This is a genomic window from Nocardioides flavescens, from assembly GCF_009823805.1.
GTDB lineage: Bacteria > Actinomycetota > Actinomycetes > Propionibacteriales > Nocardioidaceae > Nocardioides > Nocardioides flavescens.
Genome location: NZ_WUEK01000010.1, coordinates 70,268 through 89,867, shown reverse-complemented (window position 1 = coordinate 89,867; position 19,600 = coordinate 70,268). Strand labels below are relative to the sequence as shown.

The 19,600-nt window shown below is 73.2% G+C and carries 17 protein-coding genes; 9 read left to right on the top strand and 8 right to left on the bottom strand.

All coding sequences use genetic code 11. The annotated features are described in order from the left end of the window. Positions 1-61: 61 nt before the first annotated feature. Both leuS and GRQ65_RS15960 read right to left on the bottom strand, forming a co-directional pair. Positions 62-2,545, bottom strand: coding sequence for a leucine--tRNA ligase (gene leuS / locus GRQ65_RS15965; RefSeq protein WP_160878984.1), 2,484 nt, complete (start codon positions 2,543-2,545; stop codon positions 62-64). A gap of 187 nt (positions 2,546-2,732) precedes the next feature. Beyond that, positions 2,733-3,317 carry a TetR family transcriptional regulator gene (locus GRQ65_RS15960; protein WP_160878983.1) on the bottom strand — a complete coding sequence of 195 codons (585 nt, stop codon included), beginning with the start codon at positions 3,315-3,317 and terminating at the stop codon, positions 2,733-2,735. Positions 3,318-3,449: 132 nt separating this feature from the next. Here GRQ65_RS15960 and GRQ65_RS15955 point away from each other — a divergent pair, with 132 nt between their 5' ends. From GRQ65_RS15955 to GRQ65_RS15945, 3 genes are read left to right on the top strand one after another with little or no spacing between them, the layout of a single operon-like run. Continuing rightward, complete coding sequence (locus tag GRQ65_RS15955; RefSeq protein WP_160878982.1) at positions 3,450-4,244, top strand: SDR family NAD(P)-dependent oxidoreductase; 795 nt, start codon at positions 3,450-3,452, stop codon at positions 4,242-4,244. Positions 4,245-4,249: 5 nt separating this feature from the next. Next, the gene (locus tag GRQ65_RS24085) at positions 4,250-5,380 is read left to right on the top strand and encodes a DUF5938 domain-containing protein (RefSeq protein ID WP_160878981.1); all 1,131 of its coding nucleotides are present in this window, start codon (positions 4,250-4,252) and stop codon (positions 5,378-5,380) included. Between the two features lie 38 nt (positions 5,381-5,418). Continuing rightward, positions 5,419-6,993 (top strand): AMP-binding protein, encoded by a 1,575-nt coding sequence (locus GRQ65_RS15945; protein WP_160878980.1) that lies wholly within the window; start codon positions 5,419-5,421, stop codon positions 6,991-6,993. Here the strand turns inward: GRQ65_RS15945 and GRQ65_RS15940 are convergent. Then, the gene (locus GRQ65_RS15940; RefSeq protein WP_202388220.1) at positions 6,979-7,314 is read right to left on the bottom strand and encodes an antibiotic biosynthesis monooxygenase; all 336 of its coding nucleotides are present in this window, start codon (positions 7,312-7,314) and stop codon (positions 6,979-6,981) included. The two genes, GRQ65_RS15945 and GRQ65_RS15940, sit on opposite strands and share 15 nt — an antisense overlap. Before the next feature lie 206 nt (positions 7,315-7,520). On the opposite strand from GRQ65_RS15940, the gene GRQ65_RS15935 reads away from it, so the two are divergent. Beyond that, positions 7,521-8,291: an SDR family NAD(P)-dependent oxidoreductase gene (locus GRQ65_RS15935; protein WP_160878979.1), complete on the top strand. Its 771-nt coding sequence runs from the start codon at positions 7,521-7,523 to the stop codon at positions 8,289-8,291. A gap of 331 nt (positions 8,292-8,622) precedes the next feature. Here GRQ65_RS15935 and GRQ65_RS15930 read toward each other — a convergent pair whose 3' ends face one another. Continuing rightward, a complete protein-coding gene (locus GRQ65_RS15930) occupies positions 8,623-9,555 on the bottom strand; it encodes an AraC family transcriptional regulator ligand-binding domain-containing protein (RefSeq protein WP_160878978.1) in 933 nt (310 codons plus the stop codon). Positions 9,556-9,625: 70 nt separating this feature from the next. Between GRQ65_RS15930 and GRQ65_RS15925 the strand changes: the two genes are divergently transcribed. The 3 genes from GRQ65_RS15925 to GRQ65_RS15915 are packed head-to-tail and all read left to right on the top strand — an operon-like array spanning position 9,626 to position 13,501. Next, the gene (locus tag GRQ65_RS15925; protein ID WP_160878977.1) at positions 9,626-11,122 is read left to right on the top strand and encodes an NAD(P)-binding domain-containing protein; all 1,497 of its coding nucleotides are present in this window, start codon (positions 9,626-9,628) and stop codon (positions 11,120-11,122) included. 20 nt (positions 11,123-11,142) lie between these two features. After that, on the top strand, positions 11,143-12,879 hold the full coding sequence (locus GRQ65_RS15920) for a SpoIIE family protein phosphatase (protein ID WP_160878976.1): 1,737 nt from the start codon (positions 11,143-11,145) through the stop codon (positions 12,877-12,879). A 46-nt stretch (positions 12,880-12,925) separates the two neighbouring features. Next, a complete protein-coding gene (locus tag GRQ65_RS15915) occupies positions 12,926-13,501 on the top strand; it encodes a dienelactone hydrolase family protein (protein WP_160878975.1) in 576 nt (191 codons plus the stop codon). Between the two features lie 182 nt (positions 13,502-13,683). Here GRQ65_RS15915 and GRQ65_RS15910 read toward each other — a convergent pair whose 3' ends face one another. Genes GRQ65_RS15910 through GRQ65_RS15895 form a run of 4 tightly spaced genes read right to left on the bottom strand, consistent with a single transcriptional unit; the run spans position 13,684 to position 17,133 of the window. Then, positions 13,684-14,094 carry a universal stress protein gene (locus GRQ65_RS15910; protein ID WP_160878974.1) on the bottom strand — a complete coding sequence of 137 codons (411 nt, stop codon included), beginning with the start codon at positions 14,092-14,094 and terminating at the stop codon, positions 13,684-13,686. Then, positions 14,094-15,617 (bottom strand): tripartite tricarboxylate transporter permease, encoded by a 1,524-nt coding sequence (locus tag GRQ65_RS15905; protein ID WP_160878973.1) that lies wholly within the window; start codon positions 15,615-15,617, stop codon positions 14,094-14,096. Before GRQ65_RS15905 ends, GRQ65_RS15910 begins: the two co-directional genes overlap by 1 nt. Next, positions 15,617-16,144, bottom strand: coding sequence for a tripartite tricarboxylate transporter TctB family protein (locus GRQ65_RS15900; protein ID WP_337191783.1), 528 nt, complete (start codon positions 16,142-16,144; stop codon positions 15,617-15,619). Before GRQ65_RS15900 ends, GRQ65_RS15905 begins: the two co-directional genes overlap by 1 nt. Further along, complete coding sequence (locus GRQ65_RS15895) at positions 16,141-17,133, bottom strand: Bug family tripartite tricarboxylate transporter substrate binding protein (RefSeq protein ID WP_160878972.1); 993 nt, start codon at positions 17,131-17,133, stop codon at positions 16,141-16,143. The genes GRQ65_RS15900 and GRQ65_RS15895 overlap by 4 nt, the downstream gene beginning before the upstream one ends. Before the next feature lie 65 nt (positions 17,134-17,198). On the opposite strand from GRQ65_RS15895, the gene GRQ65_RS15890 reads away from it, so the two are divergent. Beyond that, positions 17,199-18,896, top strand: coding sequence for a sensor histidine kinase (locus GRQ65_RS15890; RefSeq protein ID WP_202388219.1), 1,698 nt, complete (start codon positions 17,199-17,201; stop codon positions 18,894-18,896). Next, on the top strand, positions 18,893-19,585 hold the full coding sequence (locus GRQ65_RS15885; protein ID WP_337191782.1) for a response regulator: 693 nt from the start codon (positions 18,893-18,895) through the stop codon (positions 19,583-19,585). The genes GRQ65_RS15890 and GRQ65_RS15885 overlap by 4 nt, the downstream gene beginning before the upstream one ends. Positions 19,586-19,600: the final 15 nt, after the last annotated feature.

The following is a 19,600-nucleotide window of genomic DNA, read 5'->3' as shown; positions in this document are numbered from 1 at the left end:
GTGTGGTCACGACCACGCAGCGTAGGACCCCGGCGACCCCGACGACCCCTCAGACGACCCCTCAGACGACGATGTTGACCAGGTTGGGCTCGCGCACGATCACGCGGCGCACCTGCTGACCCTCGATCGCCCGCACGACGGCCTCGTCGGTCAGCGCGAGGGCCTCCAGGTCGGCGGCGCTGACGTCGGGGCTGACCTCGAGCCGCGCCTTGACCTTGCCCTTGACCTGCACCACCGCGGTGACCGACTCGGTGACCAGCAGGGCGGGGTCGACGCTCGGCCAGCCGGCGCGGGCCACCGTCGGCTCGTGGCCCAGGCGGCTCCACATCTCCTCCGCGGTGTACGGCGCCACGAGGGACAGCAGGACGGCGACGGCCTCGACGGCCTCGCGGACGGCGGGGTCGGCGGGGCCGCAGCCGGAGTCGATGGCCTTGCGGGTGGCGTTGACCAGCTCCATGACGCGGGCGACCACGACGTTGAACCGGAACGAGGCCAGCAGCTCGTCGGCGTCGTGCACGGTGCGGGCGGTGACCCGGCGCAGCGCGACGTCACCGGTGCCGACGTCGACCCCGGGCTCCGAGGTGACGTCGCCGCTCAGGCGCCAGGCGCGCTGCAGGAAGCGCAGCGAGCCACCGGGCGAGACGTCGGCCCAGTCGATGTCGTCCTCGGGCGGGCCGGCGAAGACCAGCGTCAGGCGCACGGCGTCGACACCGAACTCCTCGAGCTGGCTGCCCAGCTGCACGCCGTTGCCCAGCGACTTCGACATCTTCTTGCCCTCGTTGATCACCTGGCCCTGGTTGAGCTGGGCGGCGAACGGCTCGGAGAAGTCGAGCATGCCCATGTCGCGCAGGACCTTGGTGAAGAACCGGGCGTAGAGCAGGTGCAGCACGGCGTGCTCGACGCCGCCGACGTAGATGTCGGCCGGCATCCACTGACGCACGGCCTCGACGTCGAACGGACCGTCGGTGTACTGCGGGGAGCAGTAGCGCAGGAAGTACCACGACGAGTCGACGAAGGTGTCCATCGTGTCGCTGTCGCGGGTGGCGGGTCCGCCGCAGGTCGGGCACTCGACCTCGACCCAGTCGGTGGCCGCGGCCAGCGGCGAGACGCCCTGGGGCTTCAGGTCGGCGCCGCGCAGCTCGGGCAGCAGCACCGGCAGCTGGTCCTCGGGCACGGCGACCTCGCCGTCCTTCTCGCAGTGCACGATCGGGATCGGGCAGCCCCAGTAGCGCTGGCGGCTCAGCAGCCAGTCGCGCAGGCGGAAGTTGACCGTGCCGGTGCCGGAGCCGTCGGCCTCCAGCCGCTCGATGATCGTGCGGATGCCGGCGGCCTTGTCGCGCAGCCCGTCGAGCGGTCCGGAGTTGACGTAGGTGCCGTCGCCGGTCGTGGCGACGTACGTCGCGGCCGGGTCGTCCTCGCCGGTGTCGACGACCATGCGCACGGGCAGGTCGAAGGCCTTCGCGAAGTCGAGGTCGCGCTGGTCGTGGGCGGGCACCGCCATGATCGCGCCGGTGCCGTAGTCGGCCAGCACGTAGTCCGAGGCCCACACCGGCAGCTGCTCGCCGTTGACGGGGTTGGTCGCGGTGACACCCAGCGGGACGCCGCTCTTGGGCCGGTCGGTGGCCAGGCGGTCGATGTCGGAGGCCTTGCGGACCTCGTCGAGGTAGGCCTCCAGCGCCGGGCGCTGCTCGTCGGTGACCAGCGACGCGGCCAGCGGCGCGTCGGCGGCCACGACCATGAACGTCGCGCCGTACAGCGTGTCGGGTCGCGTGGTGAAGACCGTGACGGGGTCGTGGCCGGCGATCTCGAAGGTGACGTGCGCACCCTCGGAGCGCCCGATCCAGTTGCGCTGGGCGGTCACGACGCGGGCCGGCCAGGTGGCCTCCAGCTCGTCCAGGCCGTCGAGCAGCTCCTGGGCGTAGTCGGTGATCTTGAAGTACCACTGCGTCAGCTCGCGCTTGGTGACCTCGGCGCCGCAGCGCTCGCAGCGGCCGTCGACGACCTGCTCGTTGGCCAGCACGGTCTGGTCGTGCGGGCACCAGTTGACCGGGCTGTTCTTGCGGTAGGCCAGCCCGCGCTCGCGGAACTTCAGGAACAGCCACTGGGTCCAGCGGTAGTACTCCGGGTCGCTGGTGTTGAACCGGCGCGACCAGTCGAAGCTGATGGCGTAGTTGCGGAAGGAGTCCAGCTGGGTCGCGATGTTGGCGTAGGTGTAGGTCGCCGGGTGCTCGTCGTTGCGGAACGCGGCGTTCTCGGCCGGCAGGCCGAAGGAGTCCCAGCCCATCGGGTTGAGGACGTCGTAGCCCTTCTGCCACCAGTAGCGCGCGATCACGTCGTGCAGCGCGGTCACCTCGGCGTGACCCATGTGCAGGTCACCGCTCGGGTAGGGGAACATCGTGAGCGCGTAGCGCTTCTCGGCCGGCTGCCCGTCGGGGCCCGGGGCGGCGCTGCCGGCCCGGAACGGCTCCAGCTCGTCCCAGACGGCTCGCCACTTGCTCTGCACGGCGTGGACGTCGTAGGTGGTGGGCTGCTCGTGCTCGTCCATCGATCTCTTCCTGGTGTGTGCTGGTCGGACCCGGGGCACGAAAAAGCCCCTCGGGCAGGAGGGGCGGCCGCGTCGAGTCGTGCGTGTCGACGCGGCTAGAGAAGCAGGCGGCTGTGCACGGGCCCAGGCTACCGGACGAGGACCGGCAGGCTCAGGCCAGCACTCAGACCAGCACTCAGACCATCACTCAGGCCAGGACCAGCGGCATCAGCCCGTGCACCTGGTCGACCAGCCGCGGCAGCGCGGTCTCGTCGCCGGCGACGTGGGCCAGCAGCGCCTGCTGGAACACCCCGTCGAGCACGCCGTACGCCGCCGCGGGGTCGAGCGCCGTCGGGCGAGCGGCGAGCTCGGCGTAGCGCGAGACGACGCGCCAGATCATCTCCTCGAGCGTGCGGTCGATGAGGGTGACGGCCTCGCGCAGTGCGGGCTCGAACATGCTCTGGGCGCGCACGTCGTACCACAGGCAGTGCATGGGGGCCTCGTCGAGCACGGTCTCGACGAGCTTGGCGGCGAAGGCGTCGAGGAGCTCCTGCGCGGTGCTCGAGTCGGCGACGACGCCGTCGTAGCGGGTGACGCAGCGGGCCTTGTAGTAGCGCACCGCGTGGACGACCAGCTCGGTCTTGTCGTGGAAGTAGTAGTGCACGACGCCGTGGCTGAACTCGGAGTGCTGGGCGATCTCGCGCAGCGAGGTGCGGGCGTAGCCGCGCTCGCCGAGGGTCCGCAGCGCGGACTCGGCGAGCTGGTCGCGGCGCTCCTCGTGCTTGACGCTCACGGGCCCACTCTCGCACGCCGAGTGCCGTCTTGACGACTGTCCAGAGAACTCTTGACAGTCGTCAAGAAGGCGAGCACCGTGTGACCGGCACCACTCACCACCACCACCCAGCCACTCAGCGAGGAGAACGGCATGACCGCACTCGACCTCACCGGCCGCAAGGCCCTGGTCACCGGAGGAGCCCAGGGGCTCGGAGAAGGCATGGCCCGCGCGCTCGCGGCCGCCGGAGCGAAGGTCGTCGTCGCCGACCTGCAGCACGAGCTCGGCGCCGAGGTGGCGAGCTCGCTCGGCGAGGGCCACGGCTCGGTGCGCCTCGACACCACCGACGACGCCGGCTGGGAGTCCGCGGTCGCCGAGACCGTCGACCTGCTCGGCGGCCTCGACGTCGTCGTCAACAACGCCGGCGTCGAGATCACCAGCCTCATCGTCGACCTCGACCCGGACACCGTGCGCAAGCAGCTCGACGTCAACCTGCTCGGCACCGCCCTGGGCCTCAAGCACGCGTTCCGCGCGATGCGCCCCGGTGGTGCCGCAGGCGCCGGCGGGGTCGTCGTCAACGTCGCCTCGGTCGCCGCGACCATCGCCTTCCCGGGCATCTCGGTCTACTCCGCGACCAAGTCCGGCGTCGACCGGCTCACCCGGGTCGCGGCGATGGAGTCGGGCAAGCTCGGCTACGGCGTCCGCGTCAACTGCATCTACCCCGGCCTCGTGCCGACCGCGATGGGCGCGGGCCTGGCCAACGACGTCGCCGAGATCGGGCTCTTCGGCTCGCCCGAGGAGGCCGTCGGGGCGGTCATCGAGCTGACCCCGTCCGGGCGCCTCGGCGAGGTCGCCGACATGGCCGACGCGGTGGTCTTCCTGGCCTCCGACGCGGCCCGGTTCGTCAACGGCGTCGGCCTGCCGGTCGACGGCGGGATGGGGATGTGAGCGCCGTGGCCAGCACCAGGAAGGTCGTCGTCTACGGCGCCTCCGGCTACACCGGCCGGCTGATCTGCGAGTACCTCCGCGAGTACGGCGTCCCGTTCGTCGCCGCCGGCCGCAGCGCGGACCGGCTCACGAGCTCCATGGACGCCCACGTCCCCGGGATCGAGACGGCCGACTACGAGATCGTCGAGGTCGACGGCAGCCCCGAGTCGCTCGCCGACCTGCTCGACGGCGCCGAGGTGGTCCTCAACACCGTCGGCCCCTTCTCCCAGCTCGGGCCCGCCGTGGTCCAGGCGGCCCTCGCCGCCGGCGTCCACTACACCGACACCACGGGCGAGCAGGACTGGCTCATCACCTGCGACGAGACCTGGGGCGCGGCGTACGCCGAGAAGGGGCTGCTGCTGGCCCCCGGCATCGCGCACATGTACACCACCGGCGAGATCGCGGCGCAGATCGCGCTCGAGCAGCCCGGGCTCGACACCCTCGACATCGCGGTGTTCTGGGGCGGCAGCCCGACCGTCGCCTCCACCCTCACCATCCTGGTCAACGCCGCACTGGCCGGCGCCTTCCACCTCGAGCAGAACGAGTACGTCCCCTGGGACCCCGAGGCCGGGCTCTACCAGCTCGCGATCCCCGGCCAGCACGAGCTGGCGCTCGCCCTGCCGTGGGGCGGCACGTCGCACCCGGTGTGGTTCAAGCGCGACCCGCGGGTCGCCAACTGCAAGGTGCTCGGCGGGGTCTTCAACAAGGCGCTCATGACCGGGGTGCCCCAGATCGTGGCGGCCGCCGTCGAGTCGACCAAGGACCTCCCCGACGACGAGCGCTACGCCGCGCTCACGGCCACGGCCGCTCAGGTGATGAGCGAGATGCCGCCGCGGGAGAACCCCCGCCTCAACAAGTCGGTCGACTCGGTGCACGCCTCCGGCCCGCTCGGGCGCGCCCACGTCGTCATCCACGGCAACCAGAACTACAAGCAGACCGGCCTGCTGCAGGCCTACGCGGCGTACTCCCTGCTCCAGCAGCCGCCGAGACGGGTCGGGTTCGCCTCGGGCTGCCAGGCGTTCGGGCACCGCGAGCTGCTCGGCGTGCTGCGGAGCTTCGGGCTCGTGTCCGAGCCCGTGGTCACCGTCGAGCGCTGATCTCACCAGCGCAGATCTCACAGAGGAGGAACAGACCGGTGCGCCTGTGCGACTACCTCGACAAGGGGGTCTCGATCGACCCCGACGCCCCGTGCCTGACCACGGGGCCGGGTGCGGACCCGGGTGCGGACCCGGGTGCGGACCGGTGGACGGCGACGTACGCCGAGGTGCGCGAGCTCAGCTCGCGCATCTCGGCGGCGCTGGCCGCGCGGGGAGTGGCTCCGGGTGAGCGGGTCGCGGTCATCTCGGCCAACGACCCGCGCGCCTTCACCTGCGTGTTCGGCATCAGCCGCGCGGGAGCGGTGTGGTGCCCGGTCAACCCGCGCAACGAGGCGGCCGAGAACCGCGAGCTGCTCGAGCTGGCCGGGTGCGTCGCCGTCGTCTACCAGGCGGCGTACGCCGGCCTCGTGGAGCGGATCCGTCCCGACCTGCCGCAGCTCACCACGCTGGTCAGCCTCGACGACGACACCCACGGGGTCTCGGGCGCGCTGGGCTGGTCGGCGTTCCTCGCGGCGGGTGCGGGTCGTGAGGCCGACCTGCCGGCGGTCGACGACCTCGCCATGGTCGTCGGCACCGGCGGCACGACGGGGCGCCCGAAGGGGGTGGAGCTCACCGGCACCAACCTCGAGACGATGAGCGCCATCACGTTGATGAGCTACCCGTTCGAGGGGCGCCCGGTCTACCTCGCCCTCGCCCCGCTCACCCACGCCGCCGGCGTGCTCTGCTTCCCGGTGCTGGCGCTCGGGGGCGAGGTCGTCGTGATGCGCACCCCCGAGGTCGGCTCGTTCCTGGAGCACGTCGAGGCGCACCGGGTCACCCACACGTTCCTGCCGCCCACGCTGGTCTACATGGTGCTGGCCCATCCCGATCTGGAGCGGCGCGACCTGAGCAGCCTGCAGTGCCTCTGGTACGGCGCCGCGCCGATGTCGGCAGCCCGGCTCGAGGAGGCGATCGAGCGGATCGGGCCGGTGCTGGGTCAGCTGTTCGGCCAGACCGAGGCGCCGATGATGATCTCGACGCTGGCGCCGCGCGAGCACTTCCGCGCCGACGGCACGCTCGCCCGGGAGCGGCTCTCCTCGGCCGGTCGACCCGCACCGCTCGTGACGGTCCAGATCATGGGTGAGGACGGGGCGCTCCTGGCGCGCGGCGAGCGCGGGGAGATCGTCGTGCGCAGCTCGCTGGTCATGGCGGGCTACCACCGCGACCCGGAGGCGACGGCCGCGGCGTCCGCGCACGGCTGGCACCACACCGGCGACATCGGCTACCTCGACGACGACGGCTACCTCTTCATCGTCGACCGGGCCAAGGACATGGTGATCACCGGCGGGTTCAACGTGTACTCCACCGAGGTCGAGCAGGCCCTCATGCAGCACCCGGCCGTCCAGGACTGCGCGGTCATCGGGCTGCCCGACGAGAAGTGGGGCGAGCGGGTCACCGCGGTGGTGCAGCTGAGGGGCGGCTCGGAGGTGCCGGGCGCCAATCTGGCGGCGTTCGTGAAGGAACGGATCGGGCCGGTCAAGGCGCCCAAGCAGGTCGAGGTCTGGCCCGACCTGCCCCGCTCCAAGGTCGGCAAGGTGCTGAAGGCCGAGATCAAGGCCTCACTCCTGGGCTGATCGGCTCCACGAGCTCGCGCGGTCGACCTCGGCGACGGCGATGGAGTACTCCTCGTAGTAGTCGCTCAGCCCGGCCCGCTGGGCGGCGCGGTGCTCGGGGTGGCGGCCCCACGCGTCGTGGCTCGCCCGGTCGGCGAAGGTCACCAGCGTCACCCGCTCCCCGTCGGGCGCGGTGAAGACCTTGTGCTCGACGTAGCCCGGCATCGTGCGGGCCAGCTCGCTCATCCGCGCCGCGTGGTCGGCGTACGCATCGGCGTCGGGGCGCAGCCGCGAGCGGAACACCGTGACGACCTGACCGGGCTCGGGCACGAGGCGACTCACGGGGCCATCCTCCCGTCAAGGACGACGAGACCCTAGGGCGTGGCCTCCCACCCCCGTGGGAGCAGGCGTGGGGTCGCGCGGAGCTGGCAAGGCGGAGGAGCCCGCCGTGGCGGAGTCACGGCGGGCGACGACAACGCCGTCCAGGTCCGATGCGACGCCGCGCGGGCGACCGCGCGGGTTGGGGAGCCACGCCCTAAGGTCGGCCCATGAGCGCGCAGCCGGTCCTGGACATGTTCCGCCTCGACGGCAAGGTCGCCGTCGTCACGGGAGCCTCGAGCGGCCTCGGGGTCGCCTTCGCCGAGGCGCTGGCGCAGGCCGGCGCCGACGTCGCGCTCGGCGCGCGCCGGGTCGAGCGGCTCGCCGACACCGCCTCGCTGGTCGAGGCGGCCGGGCGCCGGGCGGTCTCGCGGGCGACCGACGTCTCCGACCCCGACTCGTGCACCGCGCTGGTGCAGGCGGCGATGGAGGAGTTCGGTCGGGTCGACGTGCTCGTCAACAACGCCGGTCTCGGCACCGCGGTGCCGGCCACCCGCGAGACCCCCGAGCAGTTCCGCTCCGTCGTCGACGTCAACCTCAACGGCTGCTACTGGATGGCGCAGGCGTGCGGTCGGGTCATGCAGCCCGGCTCGAGCATCGTCAACATCTCCTCCGTCCTCGGGCTCACCACCGCCGGACTCCCCCAGGCGGCGTACTCCGCGAGCAAGGCGGCCCTCGTCGGCCTCACCCGCGACCTGGCCCAGCAGTGGACCGGGCGCAAGGGCATCCGCGTCAATGCCATCGCGCCCGGGTTCTTCACCTCCGAGATGACCGACGAGTACCCGCCCGGCTACCTCGAGGGGCTGCTCCCCCGCGTCCCCGCCGGCCGCAAGGGCGACCCGGCCGAGCTCGCCGCCGCGCTCGTCTTCCTCGCCTCCGACGCCGCCGGCTACGTCACCGGCCAGACGATCGCCGTCGACGGCGGGTTCACGATCGCCTGAGCTCCGCGGCCCCAGGAACGCCGACCCGGCGCAAAGTGTCGTTGCAGGAGCGCCGACCCGGCGCAGAATGTCGCCCCATGAACGCCGACCCGGCGCGAAGTGTCGCCCATGAACGCCGACCCGGCGCGAAGTGTCGCCCATGAACGCCGACCCGGCGCGAAGTGTCGCCCATGAACGCCGACCCGGCGTGAAGTGACAGCACTCTGCGCCGGGTCGGCGTCCGTCCGACAGCACTCTGCGCCGGGTCGGCGTCCGTCCGACAGCACTCTGCGCCGGGTCGGCGTCCGTCCGACAGCACTTCGCGCCGGGTCGGCGTCCGTCTGACAGCACTTCACGCCGGGTCGGCGCGCGTCCTCCAGCGGGTGCGGGCGTGGGAGAACGCCGCGGGCTCGGCGTACCCCAGCCGCGCCGAGACCTCGGCGGCACCGAGGCCAGCCTCCAGGAGGACCGCGGCGAGGCCGGAGCGGACCTCGTCGAGCAGGGTGCGGTACGACGTGCCGGCGGCCTCGAGGCGGCGACGCAACGTGCGCTCACTGAGCCCCAGGCCGGCGGCGACGTCCGGCATCGGGGCGCCGTCGGGCAGGCGCTGCACGACGAGCGCACGCGCCTCGGCGACGAGGCCGGTGTGGGCGCGGCGCCGGTCGAGCAGCTCCTCGCACAGCCGGGTGCACAGCTCGAGGTCGGCGCGCCGGGTCGGCGGCTCCAGGGCGAGCAGGGCGGCGTCGAAGGTCAGTCGCGCGTCCGCGGACGGCGCGGCCCGGCGGCCGGGGGCCGTGCGCTCGACGACGGCGCCGACGGGCAGCAGCTCGCGCAGCGCGGCGCGCACCGCCTCGACGTCGCGGTCGACGACGAAGCGGCGCAGCCCGCCGGGCACCGCCGGCCCCGTGAGGTCGGCGACCACGCGGTCGTCGACCAGCGAGACCCGCGGGGTGACGAAGGCGAAGCTCAGGTCGAAGAAGCGCAGCGCCAGCGCGACCGCCTCACCCACGCTGCGGCTGGCCAGGACCGCGAAGCCCAGCGCACCGTAGGTCGTGAGGCGGTAGCTGCGGCCGAGCTCGCCCCCACCGTCCGGGCCGACGACCGCCATCAGGTTCGCGAGGACCCGCAGCTCCTGGGCCGGCGCGACCTCGAGCCCGGCGACAGCGAGGTCGGCGCCCTCGAGGCCCGAGCCGGCCAGGACGCGAGCGGCCGGCACGCCGAGCGTCTCGGCGTACGCGACGAGGTGCGAGACACCGAGCGGCGAACGCGTCAGGAGCTCACCCACCCGACCAAGCCTCGAAGACGTGGCCGGAATCATCAAGTCGATTGCGCTCAGGCAGCTCTAGCGTCGAGACGTGCGTGTGGTGGTCATCGGGGCAGGGTTCGGCGGTCTGGGCGCGGCACGAGAGCTGCTCGGAGCCGGCGTCGACGACGTCGTGGTGCTCGAGCGCGGGGACGACGTCGGTGGGGTGTGGCGCGACAACACCTACCCCGGCGCTGCCTGCGACGTGCCGTCCCCGCTCTACTCCTGGTCGTGGGCGCCCAACCCCGCCTGGAGCCGGAGGTACGCCGACCAGCCCGAGATCCTCGACTACATCCGCCGTGTCGCGCGCGACGAGGGGCTGCGCGACCTGGTGCGGACCGGACAGTCGGTCTGCGAGGCGGTCTGGGACGACGAGCGCGCGTCGTGGCGGCTCACGACCACCGACGGCACGACGTACGACGCCGACGTGGTCGTCTCCGCCGTCGGGCAGCTGAGCGAGCCGGCCGTGCCGCGGATCCCGGGGGTCGAGACGTTCGCCGGGCCGGCGTTCCACTCCGCGCAGTGGCGCCACGACGTCGACCTGACCGGATGCCGGGTCGCGGTGGTCGGCACCGGTGCGAGCGCCGTGCAGCTGGTCCCCGGCATCGTCGACGACGTCGCGTCGATGACGGTCTTCCAGCGCTCCCCCACCTGGGTGCTGCCCCGTCCCGACACCGTCTACGGCGCACGGCACCACCGGCTGCTGCGCCGCCTCCCCGCGCTGCTCGCCGCCGAGCGGCGCGCGACGTTCCGCCTCACCGAGCTCTACAACCGGGCGCTGTCCGGTCGCTCGGTCGTGACCCGACCGCTGTCGGCACTGATCCGCACCGCCGCCCGGGCCCACCTGCGCCGCCACGTCGCCGACCCGGCCCTGCGCCGCGCCCTGACGCCGACCGACCCGGTCGGCTGCAAGCGGCTGCTGTTCGCCGACGAGTGGTACCCCGCCCTCGCCCGCGAGCACGTCGAGCTGGTCACCCAGCCGGTCGGAGCCGTGGAGCCGGGCGGCGTCCGCACCGAGGACGGCCGGCTGCACGAGGCCGACGTGCTGATCTGGGGCACCGGCTTCGCCGCCACCGACTTCCTGCGCAGCATCCGGGTCGTCGGTCGCGAGGGCCGGGTGCTGAGCGAGACGTGGTCCGAGGGCGCCTCGGCGCACCTCGGCGTCACGGTGCCCGGCTTCCCCAACCTGTTCTGCGTCTACGGCCCCCACACCAATCTCGGCGGCAGCTCGATCATCGGCATGCTCGAGGCCCAGGCCCGCTGGATCGCCCAGGTCGCCCGGCGCCTCGCCGCGACCGGCGCGCGCTCGGCGGAGGTCGACGCGACGGTCGCGCGGCGGTGGGAGCAGGAGATGGACGAGCGCCTCGCCGACACCGTGTGGGCCCGCTGCGACAGCTGGTACCGCCGGGGCACCACGGTCCCGACCAACTGGCCCGGACGCGTGGCGGAGTACCACCAGCGGCTCGCCCGGGTCGACTGGGACGAGCTCGTCCTGGACGACCACCGGGAGCACCCCAGGGCTGACCAGAGCGCCGCCCGTACGCCGTAAGCGCGTGCTAGCGTCCCCAGGTGCCCCCCGCGCAGGGCTCGACGGCCTCCCTGGCCCACCCCTGGGAGCACCGCGAGCTGTTCCTCGCCGCGCCTGTCGCGATGGTGGTGTTCCGCGCCTCGGACCTGCTGATGGTCGAGGCCAACCAGGCCTACCTGGACGCGGTCGGACTCGCCCGCGAGGACGTCGTCGGTCGGGCCGTCTTCGACGTCTTCCCCGACAGCCCGATGCGCACCGACGACCAGGTCACCAGCGCGCGCGCCATCTTCGACCGCGTGATCGCGAGCGGCGTCGCGGAGACGATCCACGAGCTGCGCTACGACATCGCGGGCGCCGACGGCTTCGAGCAGCGCTGGTGGACCTTCACGGAGACCCCGTTGCGCGATGCCGAGGGCCGGGTGGCCCTGCTGCTCCACGCGGTCCACGAGGTCACCGAGCTGCGGCGCACCCGCGGCGAGCTGACGCGGGCCGAGGAGGCCGAGCGCACCACCACGGCCCAGCTCGCCCGGCTCGCCGAGGTCGCCCTCGACCTCGCCCGGGCCGAGAGCCTCGCCGACGTCGAGGCCGCCGCCATCGGGGCCGGGCTGAGCGCGGTCGGTGCGAGCGGCGGGTGCCTGCTCACCGCGACCGACGGCGGCGCGTGGCGGGTCACGGCCAGCGCGTCGGCCACGACCGAGCTTCAGCGTCGCTACCCGGAGCTGCCCGTCGACAGCGAGTTCCCCGCCGCCGTCGCCGCGCGCACGGGCCAGCGCGTGGTGCTGCGCACCGAGGCCGAGTCCCTCGCCTTCAGCGCGACCATGGCCGAGATCTTCGAGATCACCGACCGCCAGGCGTTCGTCTGCCTGCCGATGGTCTCCCAGGGCCGGCCGGTCGGCTGCCTGCAGCTGTCCTGGGACGCGGAGCGCGACTTCTCGGCCGCCGAGCTCGAGCTGATGGAGGGCCTCGCCGCACAGTGCGCGACGGCCGTCGACCGCGCGGAGCAGGCCGAGCGCCGCCGCCGCAGCGCCGAGCAGATCACCGCCCTCGCCGACGCCCTGCAGAGCGCGATGGTCACCGCTCTGCCGACGCTCGAGGACGTTGACATCGCCGTGCGCTACCGCACCGCCAGCGACATCGCCCGCGTCGGCGGCGACTGGTACGACGCGTTCGTCCAGCCCCGGGGCGACCTCGTGGTGGTGATCGGCGACGTCTCGGGTCACGACGACGTCGCCGCGGGCCGGATGGGCCAGGTGCGCGGACTCCTGCGCGGCCTGGCCTACGACGACCGCATGACGGTGCCCGACTCCCCCGCGGCCGTGCTGACCCGGCTCGAGCGCGTCTCACGGGGGCTGGGCTCCGACCAGCTCAGCACCGCGGTGCTCGTGCGCATCGGCACCACCGGAGCCGACGGTCGCCGCCCCGTCGCCTGGAGCAACGCCGGCAACCCCCCGCCCGCCCTGCTGCGCGCGGACGGCTCCGTCGTGCTCCTCGAGGGCGAGCGCTCCGACCTCATCCTCGGCGTCGAGCCGAACACCCCGCGCACCAACCTCGCGACCGACCTCGGCCCCGGTGACACGCTGCTGCTCTACACCGACGGGCTGGTCGAGCGGCGCGAGGCCGACCTCGACCGCGGCCTGCGGGACCTGCGCGAGGCGCTCTCCGACCTCGCCGGCACCGACCCGGAGACCCTGTGCGATGCCGTGCTCGAGCGGCTCGACCCCCATCGCGGCGACGACGACGTGGCGATGGTCGCGGTGCGCGTGCGCGTGCGCGGCTGACGCGCCGACCCTGGCGGGTGTCGGTGGTGGCCCCTAACGTCGGGCCATGGCCGAGATCCTCCTCTTCCACCACGTCCAGGGGCTCACGCCCGGTGTCCACGAGCTCGCCGAGCGGCTGCGCTCCGGCGGTCACACCGTGCACACGCCCGACCTCTACGACGGTCGCACCTTCACCGAGATGTCGGAGGGTGCGGCCTTCGCTCGTGCGCAGACCGACCGCGACGAGGTCGTCGACCGCCTGGTGGCCGACCTGCCGGAGTCACTCGTCCACGCCGGCATCTCCTCCGGCGTCATGTCGGCCCAGCGGCTCGCCCAGACCCGGCCCGGCGCCGCGGGCGCGGTGCTGCTCGAGGCCTGCCTGCCGGTGAGCGGCGAGTGGGCGATCGGCCCGTGGCCCGACGGGGTGCCCGTGCAGGTCCACGGGATGGACGACGACGAGTTCTTCGCCCACGAGGGCGACCTCGACGCCGCCCGCGAGCTCGTCGCCACGGCCTCCGACGCCGAGCTGTTCACCTACCCCGGCTCGGGCCACCTGTTCGTCGACAGCTCCCTGCCGTCGTACGACGCCGCCGCGACCGACCTGGTCGTCGAGCGGGTGCTGGGGATGCTCGCCCGGCTCTAGCCGAGCGTCGTCCAGACCGCCGCAGTCGAGCTCCCGGTGGTTGAGGAAGGACGAAGTCCTGTCTCGAAACCACCCCACCACGAGAGTGGTTTCGAGACGGCCCCAGCGGGCCTCCTCAACCACCGGTTCCGGTGGTTGCGGAAGGACGAAGTCCTGGCTCGAAACCACTCCCGTGGTCTCGCTCAGCGGGGCTCGGAGCCCGGCTTCACACAGAGGACGGGGCAGGACGCGTCGAGGATGACGCGCTGGGCGACGCTGCCCATGAGCAGCTTGCCGACCGGGGTGCGCTTGCGCAGACCGAGCACGATCAGGCGGGCGCCGAGCTCGGTGGCGACGGCGAGCACCTGGTCGGCGACGTCGCCGCCGACCGGCTGGCGCACCGACCACTCGACCCCGGCGGCACCGAGGCGCCGCTCGAGCTCCTGCATCGCGTCCGACCCGGCGTAGCGCGTGTCGACGAGCGAGTCACCCTTGGTCCCGTTGACGACCACCACGCCGGAGGGGCGGTGGGCGACCTCGGCCAGGGCGTGGTCGAGGGCGACCTCGCCGTACTCGTCGGGCGTCCAGCCGACGACGACCCAGCCTGCACTCATCACACCAGCTCCTTCTCGCGTTCGGGGGTGTTGCGGTCACTGCCGCCGCCCCGCAGGCGCCGCACCAGCGGCGGTCCCGCGACGGCGAGGACGATGAAGACGTAGACCACGACCGCGAGCGGCTCGCTCACCAGCGCCGACGGCGAGCCGTCGGAGATGGTCAGGGCCTCACGCAGCTTCATCTCCATGAGCGGACCCAGGATGACACCCAGGATCAACGGCAGCACCGGGATCCCGAAGCGGCGCATCGCCAGGCCGAGCAGACCGAAGACGAGCAGCAGGAGGATGTCGAACGGGTCGACGTTGGTCGCGTAGGCGCCCAGCGTGGCGAAGAACAGGATGCCGGCGTAGAGCTGCGGGCGCGGGATGCGCAGCAGGCGCGCCCAGGCCGGGGCCAGCGGCAGGTTGATGATCAGCAGCAGCGTGTTGCCGATGAGCAGGCTGGCCAGCAGCGTCCAGACGAGGTCGGGCTGCTCGTCCATGAGCTGCGGACCCGGGACGATGCCGTAGCTGCGGAACGCCGCCAGCATGATCGAGGCGGTCGCCGTCACCGGCAGGCCTAGGGCGAGCAGCGGCACCAGGGTGCCGGCCGCCGAGGCGTTGTTGGCGGCCTCCGGACCGGCCACGCCCTCGATGGCGCCGTGACCGAACTCCTCGGGGTGCTTGGTCAGCTTCTTCTCGGCGATGTAGGACAGGAACGTCGGGGTCTCGGCGCCGCCGGCGGGGATCGCACCGAACGGGAAGCCGAGCGCGGTGCCGCGCAGCCACGGGCCCCACGAGCGCCGCCAGTCGTCGCGGCCGAGGAAGGGCTGGCCGACCGGGGTGATCTGCAGCGGAGTGCGGCGCAGGTGCGCGGCGACCCACAGCGCCTCGCCCAGGGCGAAGATGCCGACGGCGACGACCACGACGTTGAGCGGGTCGGCGAGCTGGGTCATCCCGAGGTCCAGGCGGGGCTGACCGGTGTTGAGGTCGAGCCCGACCAGACCGATGGTCAGGCCGAGGAAGAGCGCGATGAAGCCGCGCAGCTTGGACGCACCCAGCACCGCGGTGACGAGCACGACCGACATCAGCGCGATCGCGAAGTACGACGGAGCACCGATGTCCACGGCGATCGAGGCGAGAGCGGGGGCGAAGAAGACGACGCCGAGAGTGCCCAGCGTGCCGGCGATGAAGGAGCCGACCGCGGCCGTGGCGAGCGCCTGGGCGGCTCGCCCCTTCTTGGCCATCTTGTTGCCCTCGATGGCCGTCATCACCGACGCGGACTCACCCGGGGTGTTGAGCAGGATCGAGGTCGTCGAGCCGCCGTACATGCCGCCGTAGTAGATGCCGGCGAACATGATGAAGGCCTGGGTGGCCTCGAGACCGGCCGTCACGGGCAGCAGCAGCGCCACCGCCATCGCGGGCCCGATGCCGGGCAGGACGCCGACGAAGGTGCCCAGGAGGACGCCGATCGCGGCGTAGAGGAGGTTCTCGGGGCTGATCGCGCTGGCGAGGCCGTCACCGAGCAGGGAAAGACTGTCCATCAGAGGATCCCGTCCAGGATGCCGGGGGTCAGCGGGATGCCGAGGCCGACCCAGAAGCCGTACCAGCTGAGCACCGAGAGCACGAGGCCGGCGATGACGTCGCGCACGAGCGTGCCGGAGCCGAGCGACCACGCCGCGCCGGCGAAGAGCACGGCGCCCGAGATCGCCCAGCCGAGCAGGTCGACGGTGGCGATGGTGAAGAGCAGGATGCCGACGAGCTTGGCCACGGTCGTCCAGTCGGCCGGGGTGGTGAGGTCGATGTCCTCACCCGCGTCGGCCTCGGGGCGCGACCCGCGCAGGGTGGCCACCGCCAGCAGCACGGCGAGGACCACGAGCACGGAGCCGACGACGTAGGGGAAGACGCGGGGTCCGACCGGGTCGGCGAAGCCGACCTCGAGCGTGGTCGCGTCGTAGACGGTGTAGGCGCCGCCGAGGAACAGGGCGGCGGCCAGCCCGAGCTGCGCCCGGTCCTGGTGCACGCCGTCGTGCGGCTCCGCGGCAGCGGGGGGTGTGCGGGTCTCGGTCACAGCAGACCGACCTCCTCGAGGGTGGTGGCGACGCGCTGGTCCTGCTCCTCGAGGAACTGGCCGTACTCGTCGCCGGTGATGAACTTGTCGGTCCAGCCGTTGGTGACCAGGGCCTCCTGCCACTGCTGGGAGTCGTGCATCTCCTGGAGGTAGGCGACCAGCTCGCCGCGGCGCTCGTCGGAGATGTCCGGCGGGGCGAGGACGCCGCGCCAGTTGGCGAAGGTCAGGTCGATGCCCGCCTCCGTGAGGGTCGGGACGTCGGCGACGAGCCCGTCGAGGCGCTCCTCGCCGGAGACCGCGAGGGCGCGCAGGTCGCCGCTCTTGAGCTGGCCCTCGAACTCGCCCAGACCGGAGAAGCCGACCTGGATCTTGTTGCCGAGCAGCGCCGTCGTCAGCGGGCCGCCGCCGTCGTAGGGCACGTAGAGCACGTCGCTGGGCGAGACGCCCACCGTCGATGCGAGCTGCATCGGGAACAGGTGGTCGGGGCCTCCCGGGCTCGAGCCGCCCCCGATGGCGACCGAGCGCGGGCTGGCCTTCCAGGCCGCCACCAGGTCGTCGATGGTCTCGTAGGGACTGTCGGCCGGGACCAGCACGCCCTCCTGGTCCTCGATGAGCTGGGCGATCGGCGTGGCGTCGGTGACCTTGAACGGCAGGCCGAAGGAGTACGCCGAGCCGACGACGCCGAGCCCCATCGTCATCAGGGTGTGCTCGTCGCCGGAGGCGCCCATCAGCCGGGTCAGCGCGACCGAGCCGCCCGCACCGAGGATGTTGGTGACCTCGAACGAGCCACCGGTGACGTCGTCGGCCTCCATGACCCCGACCGCGGCGCGGCCGGTCTGGTCGTAGCCGCCACCGGGACTGTTGGGGATCCACATGGACAGGTCGCGGTTGTCCTCACCGCGGGTGACGCCGCAGCCCGAGGCCGCGGCGGCCGCACCCAGGCCGAGGGCGCCCGCGAGGAACGTGCGCCGGGAGAGATCGGGGATCATGTGGTGACCGTCTCAGGCCCATGTGTTCGGCGTCACTCTTGCGAAGGCAAAGGAGGTTGTGGAACTTGCGTTCACGCACCCGTCCGCGGCTCACCCTGGCCTCGCAGTTCCTGCTCCTCCAGGTAGCCGTGCTGTGCGCGGTCGTGGCGGTCACCGGCGTGGTGTCGTTCCGCCAGACCCAGAGCGACTTCAGCGACACCCGGGGCGCCCGACTGCGCGCGGCCGCGGAGTCGCTGGCCTCGACCCAGGCGGTGCAGGACGGCCTCGAGCAGCCCGACGTGCGCACCGCGCTGTCGTTCTACGCCCAGCAGCGGGCCGACACCGTCGGCGCGACCGCGGTCTACCTCACCGACGCCGACGGCGTGGTCTTCGCCAGCACCGACCCGACGTCGTACGACAGCCGGGTCGACCTGGGTCCGCGCACCGTGCTGCAGGGGCGCACGTGGACCGGCGACATCACCATCGGCGGGGACCGGGCCATCGCGGCCGCTGTGCCCGTCTTCTCCAACAACGAGGTCGACGGCGACGCCACCACCCCGCCCGCGGGCACGCTCGTCGGAGCCGCCGTCGTCGCCGAGGACTACCCGCCGCTGGCCGAGCAGCTGCGCGACGCGCTCGACGACATCGCCGTCTTCCTGAGCCTGGGCCTGATGCTCGGGGTCATCGGCTCCTGGCTGCTGGCCCGGCTCATCAAGCGGCGCACCCGCGGGCTGGAGCCGGCCGAGATCGCCGCGCTCGCCGACCAGCGCGAGGCCCTGCTCACCTCGATCCGCGAGGGGGTCGTCGCCGTCGACGCCGCGGGCCGGCTCACCGTCGTCAGCGACGCGGCGCGCGAGCTGCTCGGGCTGCCCGACGACGCCGCCGGGCGCCGCCTCGACGAGCTCGGCCTGCCCGAACGCGTCGGCACGCTCCTGGCCGGGGCCGACGAGGTCCACGACGCCGTCCTCGTGGTGGCCGGTCGCGCGGTCGTCGTCAACCGGAGCCGGGTCGAGCACGAGGGCCGCCCGGCCGGCACCGTCACGACGCTGCGCGACCGCACCGAGCTCCTGGCGCTGCAGAGCGAGCTGCAGGTGCGCCGCAGCGTGACCGACACCCTGCGCGCGCAGACCCACGAGTTCAGCAACCAGCTCCACACCATCTCCGGGCTCGTCCAGCTCGAGGAGTACGCCGAGGTGGGGCGGCTCATCGGCACCCTCACGCGACGCCGGGCCGAGATCAGCGACGCCGTCGGCTCCCGGGTGGAGGATGCTGCCGTGGCCGCCCTGCTGATCGCCAAGACGAGCGTCGCGGCCGAGCGCCGGGTGCGACTGACGCTGAGCGACGACAGCGCCGTCCCCCGCCTCGACCCGGAGCTGTCCGCCGACCTCACCACCGTGGTCGGCAACCTGGTCGACAACGCCGTCGACGCCGCCTCCGGCCACGGCGCCCCCGGGGACGAGCCGCACGTCGAGGTGCGACTGGCCGTGCGCCCCGACGACGCGCTGGAGGGGACGCGGGAGGGTGCGGTCGTCCTCGAGGTCGCCGACACGGGTCCCGGGGTGCCCCCCGACCTCGAGGCGCGCATCTTCGGCCGGGGGTTCAGCACCAAGCCCAGCGACGAGACCGGTCGTGGATTCGGCCTGGCCCTGGTGCAGGTGGTGTGCGAGCGCCGCGGCGGGAGGGTCTCGGTCGGCGCCCGTCCCGGGGGCGGCGCCGTCTTCACCGCGGTGCTGCCGTGCACCGTCCCGCACGAGGCCCACGACCAGCCGGGGACCCCGTCGTGACCGCCCCCGGTCCCGACGCCGCCCGCGACCTGCGGGTCCTCGTCGTCGACGACGACTTCATGGTCGCCTCGATCCACACCCGCTTCGTCGACCGGGTCGACGGGTTCGTCGTGGTCGGTCAGGCCGCGACCGGCGAGACCGCGCTCGCCGAGGTCGCCCGGTTGGAGCCCGACCTCGTGCTGCTCGACGTCCACCTGCCCGACCTCTCCGGGATCGAGGTGCTGCGACGGCTGCGGGCGCGCGGCGACGACGTCGGGGTCGTGATGGTCACCGCGGCCCGCGAGGCCGAGACCGTCCGCGCGGCGGCGGCGGGCGGCGCCGCGCACTACCTCGTCAAGCCGTTCGAGTTCGACGACCTCGCCACCCGCCTGACGGCGTTCCGCCAGGCCCACGGCGCCCTGCGCGGGGTCGACCGGGCCGGGCAGGAGGAGATCGACGCGGTGTTCGCCCCGCTCGGGCGCGGCCGCACGGCGCTGCCCAAGGGGCTCAGTCCGGAGACGGCGGCGGCGGTGCTCGAGGCCCTGCGCGGCTCCGACGAGCTGTCGGCCGCCGAGGCCGCCGACGCCGTCGGGGTCTCCCGGGTGAGCGCCCGGCGCTACCTCGAGCACTTCGTCGCCGAGGGCCGCGCGACGGTGCGGCTGCGCTACGGCGGCGCGGGCCGTCCGGAGCGTCGCTACCGGCCCGTCTGAGCGACCCGGCCGGGC

Bases quoted from the DNA above. Each gene is read 5' to 3' on its own strand.
- leuS (WP_160878984.1), bottom strand. From the start codon at position 2,545: ATGGACGAGCACGAGCAGCCCACCACCTACGACGTCCACGCCGTGCAG.
- GRQ65_RS15955 (WP_160878982.1), top strand. From the start codon at position 3,450: ATGACCGCACTCGACCTCACCGGCCGCAAGGCCCTGGTCACCGGAGGA.
- GRQ65_RS15935 (WP_160878979.1), top strand. From the start codon at position 7,521: ATGAGCGCGCAGCCGGTCCTGGACATGTTCCGCCTCGACGGCAAGGTC.
- GRQ65_RS15915 (WP_160878975.1), top strand. From the start codon at position 12,926: ATGGCCGAGATCCTCCTCTTCCACCACGTCCAGGGGCTCACGCCCGGT.
- GRQ65_RS15910 (WP_160878974.1), bottom strand. From the start codon at position 14,094: ATGAGTGCAGGCTGGGTCGTCGTCGGCTGGACGCCCGACGAGTACGGC.
- GRQ65_RS15905 (WP_160878973.1), bottom strand. From the start codon at position 15,617: ATGGACAGTCTTTCCCTGCTCGGTGACGGCCTCGCCAGCGCGATCAGC.
- GRQ65_RS15895 (WP_160878972.1), bottom strand. From the start codon at position 17,133: ATGATCCCCGATCTCTCCCGGCGCACGTTCCTCGCGGGCGCCCTCGGC.